This window comes from Sinomicrobium oceani (assembly GCF_900119185.1).
GTDB lineage: Bacteria > Bacteroidota > Bacteroidia > Flavobacteriales > Flavobacteriaceae > Sinomicrobium > Sinomicrobium oceani.
On the sequence record NZ_FPJE01000023.1, the window covers coordinates 18,460 to 34,462 of the forward strand.

The 16,003-nt window shown below is 46.1% G+C and carries 14 protein-coding genes; 7 read left to right on the plus strand and 7 right to left on the minus strand.

Annotation, left to right across the window (positions count from 1 at the left end; all coding sequences use genetic code 11):
* Positions 1-19 precede the first annotated feature (19 nt).
* Together BT112_RS17085 and BT112_RS17090 are read right to left on the minus strand one after the other, a co-directional pair.
* Positions 20-1,327, minus strand: coding sequence for a M20/M25/M40 family metallo-hydrolase (locus tag BT112_RS17085; protein ID WP_072318645.1), 1,308 nt, complete (start codon positions 1,325-1,327; stop codon positions 20-22).
* Positions 1,328-1,496: 169 nt separating this feature from the next.
* A complete protein-coding gene (locus BT112_RS17090) occupies positions 1,497-2,732 on the minus strand; it encodes an ABC transporter permease (RefSeq protein WP_072318646.1) in 1,236 nt (411 codons plus the stop codon).
* Between the two features lie 73 nt (positions 2,733-2,805).
* Between BT112_RS17090 and BT112_RS17095 the strand changes: the two genes are divergently transcribed.
* A complete protein-coding gene (locus BT112_RS17095) occupies positions 2,806-4,101 on the plus strand; it encodes an exo-beta-N-acetylmuramidase NamZ family protein (RefSeq protein WP_083564979.1) in 1,296 nt (431 codons plus the stop codon).
* Between the two features lie 80 nt (positions 4,102-4,181).
* Here the strand turns inward: BT112_RS17095 and asnB are convergent, their stop codons facing one another.
* The 3 genes from asnB to alaS all read right to left on the minus strand — a co-directional run bounded on the left by asnB (position 4,182) and on the right by alaS (position 9,668).
* Positions 4,182-5,843, minus strand: coding sequence for an asparagine synthase B (asnB, locus tag BT112_RS17100; RefSeq protein ID WP_072318648.1), 1,662 nt, complete (start codon positions 5,841-5,843; stop codon positions 4,182-4,184).
* Between the two features lie 251 nt (positions 5,844-6,094).
* Entirely contained in the window at positions 6,095-7,033 is a 939-nt protein-coding gene (locus BT112_RS17105) for a GSCFA domain-containing protein (RefSeq protein ID WP_072318650.1), read from the minus strand.
* Between the two features lie 22 nt (positions 7,034-7,055).
* Positions 7,056-9,668, minus strand: a complete 2,613-nt coding sequence (gene alaS, locus BT112_RS17110) for an alanine--tRNA ligase (protein ID WP_072318651.1) — start codon at positions 9,666-9,668, stop codon at positions 7,056-7,058.
* A gap of 242 nt (positions 9,669-9,910) precedes the next feature.
* Here alaS and BT112_RS17115 point away from each other — a divergent pair, with 242 nt between their 5' ends.
* The 6 genes from BT112_RS17115 (at position 9,911) to BT112_RS17140 (ending at position 14,304) form a co-directional block, all read left to right on the plus strand.
* Positions 9,911-10,888 (plus strand): M23 family metallopeptidase, encoded by a 978-nt coding sequence (locus tag BT112_RS17115; protein WP_072318653.1) that lies wholly within the window; start codon positions 9,911-9,913, stop codon positions 10,886-10,888.
* Between the two features lie 51 nt (positions 10,889-10,939).
* A complete protein-coding gene (locus tag BT112_RS17120) occupies positions 10,940-11,269 on the plus strand; it encodes a MerR family transcriptional regulator (RefSeq protein ID WP_072318655.1) in 330 nt (109 codons plus the stop codon).
* A gap of 25 nt (positions 11,270-11,294) precedes the next feature.
* Positions 11,295-11,891: a LemA family protein gene (locus tag BT112_RS17125; protein ID WP_072318656.1), complete on the plus strand. Its 597-nt coding sequence runs from the start codon at positions 11,295-11,297 to the stop codon at positions 11,889-11,891.
* A gap of 67 nt (positions 11,892-11,958) precedes the next feature.
* Positions 11,959-12,408, plus strand: a complete 450-nt coding sequence (locus BT112_RS17130; protein WP_072318658.1) for a TPM domain-containing protein — start codon at positions 11,959-11,961, stop codon at positions 12,406-12,408.
* Between the two features lie 27 nt (positions 12,409-12,435).
* The gene (locus BT112_RS17135; protein ID WP_072318660.1) at positions 12,436-13,242 is read left to right on the plus strand and encodes a TPM domain-containing protein; all 807 of its coding nucleotides are present in this window, start codon (positions 12,436-12,438) and stop codon (positions 13,240-13,242) included.
* Positions 13,243-13,566: 324 nt separating this feature from the next.
* Positions 13,567-14,304 carry a tyrosine-protein phosphatase gene (locus tag BT112_RS17140; protein WP_072318662.1) on the plus strand — a complete coding sequence of 246 codons (738 nt, stop codon included), beginning with the start codon at positions 13,567-13,569 and terminating at the stop codon, positions 14,302-14,304.
* Positions 14,305-14,395: 91 nt separating this feature from the next.
* Here BT112_RS17140 and BT112_RS17145 read toward each other — a convergent pair whose 3' ends face one another.
* Entirely contained in the window at positions 14,396-14,905 is a 510-nt protein-coding gene (locus BT112_RS17145) for an OmpH/Skp family outer membrane protein (protein ID WP_072318663.1), read from the minus strand.
* A 28-nt stretch (positions 14,906-14,933) separates the two neighbouring features.
* A complete protein-coding gene (locus tag BT112_RS17150) occupies positions 14,934-15,761 on the minus strand; it encodes an OmpH/Skp family outer membrane protein (protein ID WP_072318665.1) in 828 nt (275 codons plus the stop codon).
* Between the last annotated feature and the right edge of the window lie 242 nt (positions 15,762-16,003).

A 16,003-nucleotide genomic window follows, 5' to 3' on the forward strand; every position in this document is an offset into this window, starting at 1 on the left:
CATCCCCCCGTGTTATGCCTTACTCATTCAGCAAACGGTATATCAGCAATGCCGCACGCTGTGTCAATGCCTCAAGGGTATTGTAATTGATGGTTTCCTGGGGGGAATGGGCTCCTTCTCCCATAGCACCGAGGCTATCCAGGCAATCGACATATGCAGCTACAAAAGAAACGTCGGCCGCTCCTTTTTCGAGAGGGTCCACAGCTTCCACCGGGCCAAGTCCGAGGTCCGTGCTCACTTTACTGAGTTTCTCCAGCAACGCTTTGTTCCCTTCTGTAGGTTCCATTGCAGGGTAACTGTCGATAAATGTAATCCCGGCACTGGTTTGCGGCAGGTTCTGACTCACGATTTCACGCATCCGGACGCGTGCTTTTTCCTTCTGTTCTTCGGATATAAACCGGAGTCCTCCATCGACAACCGCTTTCCTGGCCACCACGTTAGATTTTCCGAAGGCCTCCCCTTTACTTCTGGCTTCATCATAGCTCACCTCCGTACCTCCCAGTATAGCTCCCGGATTAAAAGTCAGGTAACGGTCACCTCGCACCTCGTTGTAAAAAGCATTGATAATACGCGACAATTCGAAAATGGCTCCGGCTCCTACTTCTTTACTGAAGATATCTGCGGAGTGCGCCTGTTTTCCGGTAACTTCCACCTTCCATCCGGAAGATCCTCTCCGGGCCATCGTAGCTTCACCGAAACCTCCGGAGGGTTCGAAACCCAGTGCCACATCGCTACGTTTTGCCGCTTCTATCAAATCTTTCCGGCTTACCGATAGCGGTTTTCCCGTAAATTCTTCGTCTCCCATAAGCGCTACGATGACCTGTCTGTCTTTTAAAAATCCGTTTTCGCGCAATGCTTTTAAGGCATATAATATAATGGCATCGCCTCCCTTCATATCGTTGGCTCCGGGACCGTGGGAAATACTGTCATTGACCTTCTCCATCTTCTGAAAAGGACTATCTTCTTCAAAAACCGTATCGATATGCCCGATAAGCAATACCTTTTTTCCTTTTTTACCTGAGGTTTCCGCAAAAAGATGACCGGCGCGGTCCATTTCCCGCGGCATATTCACCCACCGGGTATCAAAACCTATATTTTTAAACGCATCATCAAAAACCTGCCCTACTTTACGGACACCTTCGTGATTCATGGTCCCGCTGTTTATATTAACCACCTCTTCCGTAAAACGGACCTGGTCTTTAAAATTCGCGGAAATTGTTTTTACGATCTTCTTTTCCTGTCTGGTCAGATGTTGTGCGGAGAGGCTCCCGGCACTCAGAATTACAGCAGCTGCCATCGCGTTTTTAAAAACGGTTTTTAAGGACATTTCGGTTTGTTTTGAGTTCGTATGCAGTAAATTTAACAATTTTAATCGACCTACCGTTCCATACATCCTTTTCGCACAGCAGGTTTCAGGCATCATGCAAAAAACCTGGCCTGAAAGGAGACTTCGCGAAAATAAAAGTTTTTTTGTTTACCCATTTCACCATCCGGTCTCAATCAAAGCGCATGGCCTTAGCCGGAACAATTCTGGTAATGATATACGAAGGAATAAGCAGCATTGCCAGACAGAGCAGCAGCGTCCCGAGGTTGAGCAATATCAGATATAGCGGAGCTATATACACCGGGACCTCGGTAACGTAATAAGTCTCCGGATCGAGAGCGACAATCCCGGAGTACTTTTGCAGCAACAACAGCCCAAGTCCCAGGAGATTCCCCCAGAATAACCCGATGGCAATCAGGTAGGCCGCATTGTATAAAAATATTTTCCGGATCATCCAGTCGTTACTTCCAAGGGCTTTAAGAATACCGATCATCCGGGTTCTTTCGAGGATCAGGACGAGCAGAGCCGTGATCATATTGAACCCTCCCACGATAATGAGAATGCCTATAATGATCGCAATGTTAAAATCGAAAAGGCCGAGCCAGTCAAAAATCGAAGGGTATTCTTCGAGTATCGTCTCGGAGTCGAGTGTAGAAAGGGTCTTCCCGTAGATCTCGTTACCCTTTTCTTCGATAGCGTCAAAATCGGAAATGAATACTTCAAAGTTCCCGACCTCATCCGCACTCCAGCCATTCATGCGCTGTATATGCCGTATATCGGTAAGAACGAATTTTGCATCGAACTCCTGGAAACCGCTATCGTAAATACCGGTGATTTTAAATATCCGCTGGTTGGGCACGGTACTTTCATCATCTTTAAGAAAAAAGGTATAGAAGGTATCGTCCGTATCGAGGTGGAGCCTGTCCGCCAGGTAGCGGGATATCAGTACCTCATTATTCAGCTTACCGGTATAATCGGGCAGACGTCCTTTTACCAGGTATTCTCCGAAATATGTCCAGTCGTAATCTTTCCCTACGCCTTTGGCTATAATGCCTTCAAAAGTATCTTCGAGCCTGATAATCCCGGCTTTTGTGGCTACGGCCTGTATGTGCGTAACACCATCGACGTTTTGGAATTCGGGATAAAAATCCTGATCCAATGACACCGGATATACTGAGACTTCCGACTCGTTATTGTCGTAGTTATAAATGCGGATATGTCCGTTGAAAGCTGCTATTTTCTCGCGGATCTTATGCTGTAGCCCGACTCCTGTGGCAATGGCCACCAACATCATTACAAGTCCGATAGCAATGGCGGCAATTGCAATTTTTATTATTGGTGCCGATACACTACTTTTATAATCTTTGGACTTAATGATGCGTTTCGCTATGAAAAACTCTAAATTCAACGGGCCTTTTTGTTTTACAAACCCCAAAAATACATTTTTATTACGGTTCTTTTCCGAAATTCTGCAAAAGGGTATGCGCCATGTTTTTGCCATATTGTCCGGAAATGGAGTCGGAAGGCATGTAAGGCCAGCACTTATGAACTTCAAGGTGTTGCTTTTCATTTTCTTTCTTACCAGCTGCGGACAGCAGGCTTCCTCCAGGAACACGGAAACCCCGGAAACTGCAAAAGAGCCTGTTATCCCTGCCATAGCTACGATAAACACAGGGGCCGACCGGACCGCCGAATACCTTCCCCTGCTCCGGGGGAAACGGGTAGGAATCGTTGCCAACCCCTCGAGTATTATCTTTAAAGACGAAGATAAAAAAGCGTATGTTCATCTTGTAGACAGTTTATTGAGCCGGGGGGTCGACATCCGTAAAGTTTTTGCCCCGGAGCACGGATTCCGCGGCAATGTAGAAGCCGGGGGCACCGTAAAAGACGGGAAAGATCCGAAAACGGGACTCCCCGTGCTGTCCATTTACGGCAACAACAAGAAGCCCAAACCGGAACAATTGAAAGATATTGACATCCTTCTTTTTGACCTGCAGGACGTAGGTGTACGTTTTTATACTTACATTTCCACGCTGCATTACGTTATGGAAGCCTGTGCCGAGGCGGGAAAATCTATTGTGATTCTCGACCGCCCTAACCCGAACGGTCACTTTACGGACGGGCCTGTCCTCAACCCGAAATACAAAAGCTTTATCGGGATGCATCCCATACCCGTAGCTCACGGTATGACCATAGGAGAGTATGCATTGATGATCAACGGGGAGAAATGGCTGGCCAACGGAATACAATGTCCTGTAGCGGTAATTACATGCACCGGTTACACCAAGGACATGCCTTATGATTTGCCGGTAAGGCCCTCTCCCAACCTTCCGAACGCCCAGTCCATCAACCTGTATCCGAGCACCTGCTTTTTCGAAGGCACTAATGTCAATGAAGGCCGTGGCACGGACAAACAGTTTCAGGTGTACGGTTCTCCGTATCTTCCGGCGGAAAAATATCCCTATACATATACACCCCAACCCAATGCAGGATCCAAAGACCCAAAAAACAAAGGAAAGGTTTGTCACGGAGAAGATCTCTCGGGCACGGAAAGGCTACATCGGATTGAGCTCAGATGGCTTATCGGTGCTTACCGCAATACGACTAAAAAGGAGGCATTTTTCACCGATTTCTTTGTAAAACTGGCAGGGACACCTCAACTCCGGCAACAGATCGAAGCAGGGGTAACAGAAGACGAGATCAGGGAAAGCTGGCGGGAAGGCCTGGAGAGATTTGCCAAAACACGTCAAAAATATCTGCTCTACAAAGATTCGTAATCATTTGACCATATAAAAAATTGCCCGGAAGTCCAACAAAGGTTCCGGGCAACTCTATATAGCTGGCTGGTTCTTTACTTTCAGATGGCAGCTTTGGCTTTCTCTACGGCAATAGTCGTATCTGCCTTTACGTGTGCCGAGTTCGCACGACCACTGGGGTCGGTGTTTTCCTGCCATTTCGGTATCCATCTTTTTACCGTTCTGGCCGCACTGTCCTGAGGGAAATGTTTGTGGAAAATTTCACGATAGAAGAAAGCTTCCTTGGTGGCCGGGGTATTTACCGGATACTTTTCTGCTGCCGTAGCCAGTTGTTCGTCGGTTACCTGTGCGGCGCAATGCGCTATCAGGGTATCGATCCAGTTATATCCTACGCCGTCAGAAAACTGTTCCTTCTGTCTCCACAGTACTTCATCCGGAAGGAATGGACGTTCGGGAGTGTCAAAAGCTTTTCTTAGAATGTATTTCTCTACACCATCGTATGTTTTGGGCTGCTTGAATTCGGGCATGATCTCCATAGCCGTCTGCAGGAACGATTTGTCCAGGAAGGGAACACGTGCCTCCAGTCCGTGTGCCATGGTACTTTTGTCCGCACGCAGGCAATCTGCCGTCGAGAGTTTTTGTACCCTGTCTATGGTTTCTTTCTGAAAATCCTGGGCAGACGGAGCGTTTCTGAAATAAAGGTATCCTCCAAAGATCTCATCGGCACCTTCTCCGCTCAAGACCACTTTTACGCCTATATCGGTAATCGCCTTACTCATAAAATACATCGGAGTGGACGCTCTGATGGAAGTAACGTCATACGTTTCCAGGTGCCATACCAGTTTTTCCAGAATCTCTATTCCGTCTTCTATGGTAAAGTATATTTCGTGATGCTCCGTACCGAGATATTCCGCTACCTTACGTGCAGCTATAAGATCGGGAGCATCGGCATCAAGTCCTATGGAAAAGGAATGTAGCTTTTGTCCTGTTCCTTCCAGCAACCTGCAGGCTATGGAGGAAGTCAGGGAAGAATCCAGCCCGCCGGAGAGCAAAACCCCAAGCGGCACATCACTCATCAGACGTTTTTTGGTCGCTGCGATCAGGCTTTCTCTCAGTTTATCGAGATCCAGGTCTTCGGTTGCTGTCTCATAATCGAACCATTCCGGGGTGAAATAGCGGACAAAACCGGTTTTCGGCGTGTAAAAATGTCCGGGAGGAAATGTGGAGAATTCCACACACTGGTCGGCGATGACTTTCATTTCGGAAGAAAAATACATTCTTCCTTCGGCATCTGCTCCGTAATACAAAGGTTTAACCCCGATCGGGTCTCTTCCTGCTATAAAATCGTCCCCGTCAATCACTACAAAGGCAAAAACACCATCCAGTTTGTTGCAAAAATCATAACCAAACTCTTCGTAAAGGTGAACGATCACTTCCGAATCGGAAGTTGTTCTGAAGGTATGATCTTTCAGTTCGTTTTCTCTTAACGCTTTGTGGTTGTATATTTCACCGTTATGTACCATCCATGCACTGTCTGTTCCCTGGATAGGCTGTTTTCCGGTATGAAGATCTATAATAGAAAGCCTTTCATGGCTCAATATATGTCCGTTCTCGGTAAGGTGCAGATCACTTTCATCGGGACCTCTGTGCCCCATTCTTTTCGACATCTCTTTGATCAACACGGTATCCAATGCAGGTTTTCTCTCAATACTTGTACCTTCTTGTGTATACGTTCCGTTGATTATCGCTAATATTCCACACATAACACTTTGTTTTTAGTTTCTAATTACAATGCAAATATTAGTTTTAACTTTCATTTTAAAAACCAATTACACCAAAACAGTTACACAAAAAACATCATAAACATCGATTTTATTCCAAATGAAACATAAACATAAGCAAAAGCTTACTATAATGAACAAACTGTAAGAAACGTGGTCATTCTGCAGCGGTATAGTGGGCTGCAAAAAGTAAGTTGCTCATTCCGGCACAGGTGATGGTGAGGTTATTTCACTCAGAAACTGATATGCGGCACTTTTTTCCTGAGGGCTTCGATGCGGCGTTGCAGTTGGTCCAGAAAGCGGAGATGTTGTTCGGAGTCGGGAGCAAAAGGTCTGTGAGAACGTCCTTTCCTGATGGCATCCACTTCTTTCATTACCGGAACAGCTTCCGGGGAAATGTGGTTTTGAGTGAATTTTTCCCAGATATAATCGATAGCGGTCTTACCGGGATGTATCATATCTTCCGCATAAAACCGGTAATCCCGGAGTTCATCCATCACAATCTCGTACGAAGGAAAATAGGTGTCTTCTTCCAGAACGCTATGCAGCGCCGTAATGAGGTGCGCTTTGCTACGCTGATTTTCGACAAAACCGTCTTTCAGGTGCCTGACGGGAGAAATGGTAAAAATAAGATGTATACCGGGATTGACAGCACGGAGGTTTTCCCGGATGCGGATGATATCTTCCTCTATAGCCGTTACGGAGGCCAGTTCTTTAGAAAACCGGCTTTGCGGCACCTTATGACAGTTGGCTACCAGGATTCCGGTTTCATTAAGCCGGTATCCCCATGCCGTTCCTAAGGTTATGATCACATGTGTTGCGGTGCGGAGATAGTCTGAGGTATTGGCTATGGTTTTATTAATTCCCGTTACGACTTCCCCGGGAGTGTTCCCGCTCCTGTCGGAATGGGTATCAAAGCAATGCCAGCGTCCGTTATGCTGAAAAATATCGCCTTCGGTGTAGCCCTGCCCGGTTTTTATCCTTTCTGTGAGATTGGCTATGGCGGCGGGATGAAACAATATCCCGAAAGGATTCTGTAACTCCCGGAATTTGAAATAACGTAGTTTCTCTCCCATGTGTTCTACAAAACAGGAACCCAGCAACACGATTCCGGAATTGTAATCCAGAAGATTGTTGCCGGGCTTCATGGGTATTTGTGTCTGAAACTTCAAAATCCTGTGACTTTGCGAAAGGTTATTTCAAAAAATCTCTGGCTTTTTCCAGTGCCTGCGGGATACCGCCCGGATTTTTTCCTCCGGCCGTTGCAAAAAAGGCCTGGCCACCGCCACCACCCTGAATGAGTTTTCCGAGTTCGCGGACCACCTGTCCGGCATGGAGCGATCTTGCTTCGGCAAGTTCTTTGGAAATATAACAGGTTAGCAATGCCTTACCTTCCTGTTCGGCTGCAAACACGATAAACAGGTCCTGGTATTCCCGTCCCAGATCAAACGCCAGGTCTTTAACTGCGGCAGCATCGAGGTCTATTCGTGTAGCCAGAAAACGTACTCCGTTCATTTCTTCCAGTTGATTACGGAGCTCCCCCTTGAGATTTTTGGCTTTGTCCTTCAGCAGGCTTTCCACCTGTTTTCTGAGCGTGCTGTTCTCCTCCTGTAAGGTAGAGATAGCCTTTATGGGATCGCTTGCATTTTTAAGCATATTTTTTACCGTCCTGAACGTATCGGCCTGGGAGGTAAAATAGTCTTTGGCAGCATCAAGCGTTATCGCTTCGATACGGCGGATACCGGAGGCCACGGCACTTTCGCCGGTAATAATAAAATGCCATATATCAGCGGTATTCCCTACATGTGTTCCTCCGCATAACTCCATACTTTTACCGAAGCGAATCGCCCGGACGGTATCTCCGTACTTTTCACCGAAAAGTGCCATCGCCCCTTCGTCGATAGCCTGTTGAAAAGGTACATTGCGTTTTTCTTCGAGCGGAAGCTGCTCCCTGATCCTGGCATTTACAAAATCTTCCACGGCCTGTAATTCTTCCGGGCTCACTTTACTGAAGTGAGAAAAGTCGAACCGCAGGTGATCGTTATGTACCATGGAACCTTTTTGCTCCACATGCTCACCCAGCACTTTTCGGAGTGCCTGGTGCAAAAGGTGTGTTGCGGTATGGTTTGCGGATGTTCTTCTGCGCTGATTGTTATCGACCACCGCCCGGAATGTCGCTTCGGGGTCTCGCGGCAGGTTCCTGGTAAGGTGGATAATGAGGTTATTTTCCTTTTTCGTATCTACGATATATACAACATCGCCGTTGGATGCTTCTATATATCCTTTGTCACCTACCTGTCCGCCACCTTCGGGATAGAACGGGGTCAGGTTAAAGACTACCTGGTACATCTCACCGTCTTTTTTGCTTTTTACGGCGCGGTAACGGGTAATTTTCACCTGGGTATCGAGTATATCATACCCCACGAATTCTTCTTCATCGTCTTCGGCCAGCACGACCCAGTCGCCGGTAGTAACCGATGTTGCGGCACGTGACCGTTCTTTCTGTTTCTGAAGTTCCTTTTCGAAACCTTCCGTATCCAGGCTGTATCCTTTTTCTCCCAGGATAAGTGCTGTAAGATCTATAGGGAAGCCATAGGTATCGTAGAGTTCGAAGGCTTTGGCCCCGGATATATGATTGTCCCTGGCGGAAACCATAATCGTATCGAGCAATACCAGCCCCTGATCGAGCGTCTTCAGAAAGGATTGTTCTTCTTCCCTGATGACATTGACCACCAGGTTTTTCTGGGATCGTATTTCGGGGAATGCCTGATGCATCTGATTGCTCAGGGTATCGACGAGTTTGTATATAAAAGGTTCTTTGGTGCCCAGAAAGGTAAAACCATACCGGATGGCCCGCCTCAGTATCCTCCGGATCACATAGCCTGCACCTGTGTTGCTGGGTAACTGCCCGTCTGCAATGGCAAACGCCACAGCCCTGACATGATCGGCGATGACCCTCACCGCTATATCTGTTTTCTCTTCTTTCCCATAAGGAACATTGGTAATGGCTTCGATCTCGCGGATCAACGGAGTGAACACATCGGTATCGTAATTACTCTGTACGCCCTGCAAAACCATACATAGTCTTTCAAAGCCCATCCCGGTATCCACATGCCTTGCCGGCAGCTTTTCAAGAGAACCGTCTGCTTTACGGTTAAATTCCATAAAGACGAGATTCCAGATCTCCACAACCTGCGGGTGGTCTTTGTTTACCAGTTCTCTTCCGGAAATTCTACTGCGTTCTTCCGCTGAGCGTATGTCGATATGGATTTCGGAGCATGGCCCGCAAGGCCCCTGGTCTCCCATTTCCCAGAAGTTATCTTTTTTGCTTCCCGGAATGATCCGGTCTTCCGGCACGATTTCCTTCCATAGTTTACGGGCTTCACCGTCTTCCGCAAGGCCGTCATCGGACGCTCCTTCGAAAAAGGTAACATAAAGCCGGTCTTTGTCTATCCCGAATTCTTCGGTCAGGAGTTCCCACGCCCAGGCAATAGCTTCTTTTTTAAAATAATCCCCGAAACTCCAGTTACCCAGCATTTCAAACATGGTATGGTGATAGGTGTCTTTACCTACTTCCTCCAGGTCATTGTGCTTTCCGCTTACCCGAAGGCACTTTTGAGAATCAGTTACCCGGACAGCCACCGGTTTTTTGTTCCCGAGGAAATACTCCTTGAACTGATTCATCCCCGCATTGGTAAACATCAGGGTCGGGTCGTCCTTGATAACCATGGGAGCCGAAGGTACGATGGAATGTTGCTTTTCTTCAAAAAACGATAAAAAACGCTTTCTTATTTCTTGTGATGTCATCATGTTCTTTTAGATGCTGTTTGCCGGTTTGTTAACAGGCCGTAAAGTTAAAAGAAAATATCGCTTCACCAGTTCTGAAACGGTTTCTTCCTCTACGGAAATCTTAACCTTTTCTAAAAATTGCGGTAACTCGAAAACAATTTTTATCTTTGTTCGTTACGTAGGTATATCGCGTTGAGCAAAAAGGGCTTTACCGGCATATAAACCTATTTACACGGGGCAAAAATAGAATATTTTAATTTATGTCGAAGGTAAAATATTATTACGATCAGGAGACACTTTCGTACCGGAAAATAGAAGTAAAAAAGGGTAAGAAAATACGAAACTTCCTCGTTTTCCTCCTGGCAGCGTTCCTGTTTGGCATGATAGGCCTTTTTACCTTACTCAATACCGGACTGGTCAACACTCCAAAAGAATTGTCCACCACGAGAGAACTTAAACAATACGAACTTCAGTTTGAGATCCTGAACAAAAAGATGGAGCAAATGGAGAAGGTACTCGGAAATATAGAAGAGCGGGACAATAATATATATCGGCTGTATTTCGAGGCCAGCCCTATCCCGGAAGAACAAAGAAAGGCCGGGTTCGGCGGAGTAAACCGATACCAGACACTGGAAGGATTTGACAATTCGAAAATTATAAAAAATACAACGAGAAGACTTGAAATACTACAAAAGCAACTTGTGGTACAATCCAAATCTCTCGATGAAATTACAAAACTGGCCGAAAACAAGGAAAAACTGTTGGCTACGATCCCGGCCATACAACCGGTAAACAACAAAGACCTGAAACGGATGGCTTCGGGTTACGGATGGCGGACAGACCCTTTTACCAAAGCCAGAAAAATGCACTGGGGCATGGATTTCTCTGCATCGAGGGGGACGCCCGTATACGCTACCGGGGACGGAGTGGTTAAAAGGTCGGACAACAGGGCTGCCGGATACGGAAATCACATTCGTATAGAACACGGTTTCGGTTATGAAAGTCTTTATGCCCACCTCAGCAAGTACAATGTAAGAAAAGGACAAAAAGTAAAACGGGGAGATCTCATCGGCTATGTGGGAAGTACGGGACGGTCGGAAGCTCCACACCTCCACTACGAGGTTTTTAAAGACGGACAGCGGATCAACCCGCTCAATTTCTATTACGGAAGCTTAACTCCTGCGGAATACGAAGAGCTGCTGCATGTGGCTTCACAGGAAAACCAGTCGCTCGATTAACGGTTATTAAAAAAACAAACGTATATTTAGTATATAATTTGCTTTAGCACCATGCACATACAACTTCCTGAAAAACGCTATTACAGTATAGGAGAGGTAGCCCGGGCTTTCCAGGTCAACACTTCATTGATACGCTTTTGGGAGAAGGAGTTTGACGTGCTGAAACCCAAAAAGAATGCCAAGGGAAATCGCAAATTCACCCCCGAAGACATCAAAAACCTGCAACTCATTTACTACCTCGTAAAAGAACGTGGTTTTACACTGGAAGGTGCCAAAACCCATCTGAAAGAAGAAAAGCAAAAAACGCTTTCTAATTTTGAGATTATTCGTAAATTAGAAAACATAAAAACGGTTCTTTTAAAAATCAAGGATCAATTATAATCTTCAATTTCAAATATCATTTATTATGAAAAAATGGTTAATTCCGGTAATTATACTGGCAGTTATCGCTTTTGGCCTGTATCGCTGGGCGGTAGGTTTCAACAATAACGCCGTACGGGCCCAGGAAGATGCAAAGACCACATGGTCCAATGTCGAAAGTGCCTATCAACGCAGAAACGATCTAATAGGGAACCTGGTGAAAACCGTACAGGGAGCCGCAGATTTCGAAAGGAACACTCTCACCGATGTCATCGAGGCCCGTGCCAAGGCTACTTCGACCACCATCGACGCAAATAACCTCTCGCCGGAAAAGATGGCCGAATTCCAGCAGGCACAAACCGGATTATCCTCTGCCCTGTCCAGATTACTGGTCTCCGTAGAGCGGTATCCCGAGCTTAAGGCCAACCAGAATTTCCTCGAGCTGCAATCGCAACTGGAGGGAACAGAAAACCGGATCAACGTTGCACGCGACCGTTACAATGCGGCCGTTAACAAATACAATCAACACATCAAGACCTTCCCGAACAAGATCCTGGCAGGATGGTTCGGTTTTGAAGAGATGGCAAGATACAAAGCTGATCCGGGAGCAGAAAAGGCTCCGGATGTAGAATTTAATTTTTAAAACAGGTTTATTTGTTTTTCCGGCTATTATTGCAATAGCCGGAAAAAATCTGTAAAACTACAGCACTATGCCCAACGTAGAAGATTTTTTGTCAGCAAAAGAAGAGGAAGAAGTCGTCAATGCCATTCGCGAAGCGGAGCTGGACACATCGGGAGAGGTTCGGGTACATATCGAAAAAACATCCGGAACTCCTCCTTATGAAAGAGCTATAGAAGTTTTCCACCAACTCAAAATGGACAACACCAAACTGGGAAATGGCGTACTGATTTATGTTGCCGTGGAAGATCATAAATTTGTCATATACGGAGATAGAGGCATCAACACCCTGGTCCCGGAGAACTTCTGGGACACAACCAAAGAAGTCATTGCAGGACACTTCAGGAACGGCAATTTTAAACAGGGACTGGTAGACGGTATTTTAATGGCCGGAAAACAACTCAAACAACACTTTCCATGGCAGACAGACGATATTAACGAACTTCCCGATGAAATTTCCAAAGGGAGCCTGAACCCGTAACATTAACGTCGCAACCCCGAGAGTGCCATGCAAAAGATCAAAATCATATTCCCCGTATACCTGACCTTTCTTTTTATCTGTTTTTCCCAATGGGCAAACGCCCAATTTAAAATTCCGGAAAAACCGACGGTACAAACCAGTGTTTATGACAATACCGGGCTTTTTTCGGAAACTCAAAAGAAAACACTGGAACAAAAGCTTATCCGATATTCGGACAGCACCTCTACACAAATTGTGCTAATTACCATTCCTTCGACGAAGGGCGAAAACATCAACTATCTCGGCGCCCAGTGGCTCACCAAATGGGGAATAGGACAGCAGGGTAAAGATAACGGGATACTCATCCTCCTGGCGGAGAACGACCGTACCATCAGTATTCAGACCGGATACGGCATAGAACACCTCCTTACCGATGCCTTGTCGAAAAGGATTATAGAAAACATCATGAAGCCCCGCTTTATACAGGGGGATTATTACGGCGGACTGGATCGCGGAACGGACGCTATCTTCCAGATCCTGTCGGGAGAATACAAGGGCGATCCCCGACAGCGAAAAGGACAGAACGGCTTTCCGGCAAACGGCATTTTTTTTCTGATCCTTATATTTTTTATCATTATTATCATTCTTTCCAATAATTCCCGAGGAGGCGGTAAAGGCGGAGGAAAGCGGTTCCGGGGCCCGGATCTTCTGGACATGATCATCCTGAGCAGTCTTGGCCGAGGCGGATTTGGCGGCGGATCTTCCGGCGGTGGATTCGGTGGTGGCGGTGGCGGATTCGGTGGTGGATTCGGCGGCGGCATGGGCGGCGGCGGTGGTGCCAGCGGCAGCTGGTGACCCTTACGGGAAGCCTTATTGCTGATGTTTTTTTCGTATATTTACAGCGTAATAACCGGATGTCCCCAATGAAAATACGTACACAACAACAAACCTTCCATACCCCCGCCAGCTCGTTTGGCTCCCAATGTCTTATACCTCTCCGGTCCCTTACTGTTCCGGAAGCCGGAAGACACGAGCCGGCAAACACCAAAAACAATAAAGACTACCCCACAAAGTTAGTATTCATGAAAAAAGTCTAACAAGGTTATCCCCGGGTACACCGGAACCAGGGTAACCGCCGCTTACTTTATTTCGTATTGTCAAATGTAAATATTGTTTATTTTGCTTATTTTTAACAGGAAGAAAGCGGTTTTCCTCAAGGACCTGTTTGAGGGAGATCATGTAGATATACACTCGCACCTGCTACCGGGTATCGATGACGGTGCCGGGACTATGGAAGATACCGGGAGGATGCTCGCTGTTTTTAAAGAACTCGGCATTCGCCATATCATCACCACACCCCATATTATACAGGGAGTCTGGCCCAATACTTCCGAAAGTATATTACAAAAGCAGGATGAAGTCCTGAATTCACAGAAGATCGGGGACATGACTTTCCGGGCTGCCGCAGAATACCTCATGGATGAGTCTTTTCGTGAACTGATAAAACAAGAAGACATCCTCTGTCTTCGGGACAAATATGTACTGGTGGAAATGTCTTACATCAATCCCCCGATATCACTTTTTGATATCCTTTTCGACCTTCAGGTAGCCGGCTACACCCCTGTCCTGGCCCATCCGGAACGCTACTTGTTTTATCACGAGAACTTCGACATGTACCACAAACTGAAAAAAGCAGGCTGCTTATTGCAACTCAACTTACTCTCCCTGACCTCGTATTACGGAAAAGAAGTTCATCAAACCGCCGGAAAATTACTCAAAAGCGGCATGTTTGATCTCGTAGGAACCGATGCCCATCACTCCCGTCACCTGGACAGGTTACAGCAAAAAATAAAGACTGAAGACCCTGCGGGCCTGTCGGAACTCATAAAAAACAACAAAAGGATATTTGGTCATTAAGGCGGCAAAACTTCGGCACATCCTTTTAAAATCAACAAATAAAAAACCCGGAGCGATCGCTCCGGGTTTTTATCAACACTTTAATGTGGGATTAAAATCCAAGTTCTTTTTTAACATCTGCAAGCAGATCTTTTCCGTCCGCAAGCAAAATTCCCGAATTCGGAGAAGAATCAAGGACATACTGGAATCCCTGAGCCCTACCTACTTTCTGAATTGCTTTCTGCGCTTTTTCAAGGATAGGCTGGATCAGCTCCATCTGCTTCTTTTGAAGTTCCTGCTCTGCAGTCTGCCGGGCCTGCATAATGTTACTCTGCATTCCCTGTACTTCTTCAGCTCTCTTTCTGTTCTCATCCTCACTTTTACCGGCTGCTTCGCTCTCGTATAGTTTTATTTTATTTTGCAATTCCTGACCGGAGCTCTGCAAATCGGCAGAATATTGTTTTTCCAGTTTTTCCAATTCTGCCCTAGCCGCTTTCATCTCCGGCATGTCTTCCACTAATTGCTGCACGTTGATGTGCGCAACTTTGCTCTGTGCACCCGCAAAACTTACGGCTCCTACAGCTAATACAAAAGCAATGGCTAACGTTCTTAATTGTTTCATAATTTCAAAAATAATAAATGTTTAAGTGTTAATTGTTATTGTTGTTTTCTTCTTCGTTATGCTGCTCTCTTTCTTCTTTTTTCTTTTGCCGCTCTTCTTCTTTTGCCTTCCTGTAGGCTTCCCGTTCTTCTAATATCTGCTGTCTGCGTTCTTCGAATTCGCGTTTGCGTTCTTCCCGCTGGCGTATTCTCTCCTGCCGTTTTTCTTCTATGGCCTGAGCTCTTTCGTCACGCTCTTCTTCTATCCGCTCCTTCTGAGCCTGTCTTTCCGGATCTACTTCCCTGCCGGCTTCCTCAAACCTGTTTTTAGCATTCCCGGAATTTCGTTCTTCGGTCTTACGGGTCCGGTCTATACTCTTTAAAATCTGGTCGCTAATATCGTGTTTTTTATTGGAATATAACATAACGACATCGGCCGACCTGTCAAAAACAAAATCATAAGCCCTCCGCGTGGCGATCTCCTGCACGGCATTAAACACTCTGTCCTGTACGGGTTTCACCAGAAGACGCTTTTGTCTAATCATATCTCCCTCGGGGCCAAATCTCGCCTGCTGATATTGCAACATCTCCTCTTCTGCCAGCTGTATTTCTTCTTCACGCTCTTCGATCAGCTCCTTGGTCAGTAAAACCTTTTCCGCTTCCAGTTCCTGCTTCATTTTGGCGATGGCATTTTTTTTCTCTTCCACCTCCATTTTCCATTTGTCTACCCTGGCATTAAGCTGCGAACTGGCGTCTTTATACTCCTGTACATTATTCAGGATATATTCCATGTCTATATATGCGATTCGCACCCCACGCTGTGCATGTAATCCCCATACGGATGCCAATAACATTACAAAAAGAACTCTGGCCTTCATTTACTTATTGTTTGAAATTTCGCCTGAAATTAACAATTTTTTTGGCAAATTACGGCTATAATGCGAATATATATTTTCTTTAGCCTCCCGACCCGGCCTGTTTATACGATTGAGGTTTTTACACCTGACCACTTAGTGAAATGTGTAAAAACCTCAACGCATTGTTTCCTTTTTAACCGACTTCCACACTTTCCGATCTGCTTCAAAACCCATCGCTCCATATCATCTCTGTAAGAACTTCG

Coding starts and splice junctions, on each gene's coding strand:
- BT112_RS17085 (WP_072318645.1), bottom strand. CDS start 1,327: ATGTCCTTAAAAACCGTTTTTAAAAACGCGATGGCAGCTGCTGTAATT.
- BT112_RS17095 (WP_083564979.1), top strand. CDS start 2,806: ATGCGCCATGTTTTTGCCATATTGTCCGGAAATGGAGTCGGAAGGCAT.
- asnB (WP_072318648.1), bottom strand. CDS start 5,843: ATGTGTGGAATATTAGCGATAATCAACGGAACGTATACACAAGAAGGT.
- alaS (WP_072318651.1), bottom strand. CDS start 9,668: ATGACATCACAAGAAATAAGAAAGCGTTTTTTATCGTTTTTTGAAGAA.
- BT112_RS17115 (WP_072318653.1), top strand. CDS start 9,911: ATGTCGAAGGTAAAATATTATTACGATCAGGAGACACTTTCGTACCGG.
- BT112_RS17120 (WP_072318655.1), top strand. CDS start 10,940: ATGCACATACAACTTCCTGAAAAACGCTATTACAGTATAGGAGAGGTA.
- BT112_RS17125 (WP_072318656.1), top strand. CDS start 11,295: ATGAAAAAATGGTTAATTCCGGTAATTATACTGGCAGTTATCGCTTTT.
- BT112_RS17130 (WP_072318658.1), top strand. CDS start 11,959: ATGCCCAACGTAGAAGATTTTTTGTCAGCAAAAGAAGAGGAAGAAGTC.
- BT112_RS17135 (WP_072318660.1), top strand. CDS start 12,436: ATGCAAAAGATCAAAATCATATTCCCCGTATACCTGACCTTTCTTTTT.
- BT112_RS17145 (WP_072318663.1), bottom strand. CDS start 14,905: ATGAAACAATTAAGAACGTTAGCCATTGCTTTTGTATTAGCTGTAGGA.
- BT112_RS17150 (WP_072318665.1), bottom strand. CDS start 15,761: ATGAAGGCCAGAGTTCTTTTTGTAATGTTATTGGCATCCGTATGGGGA.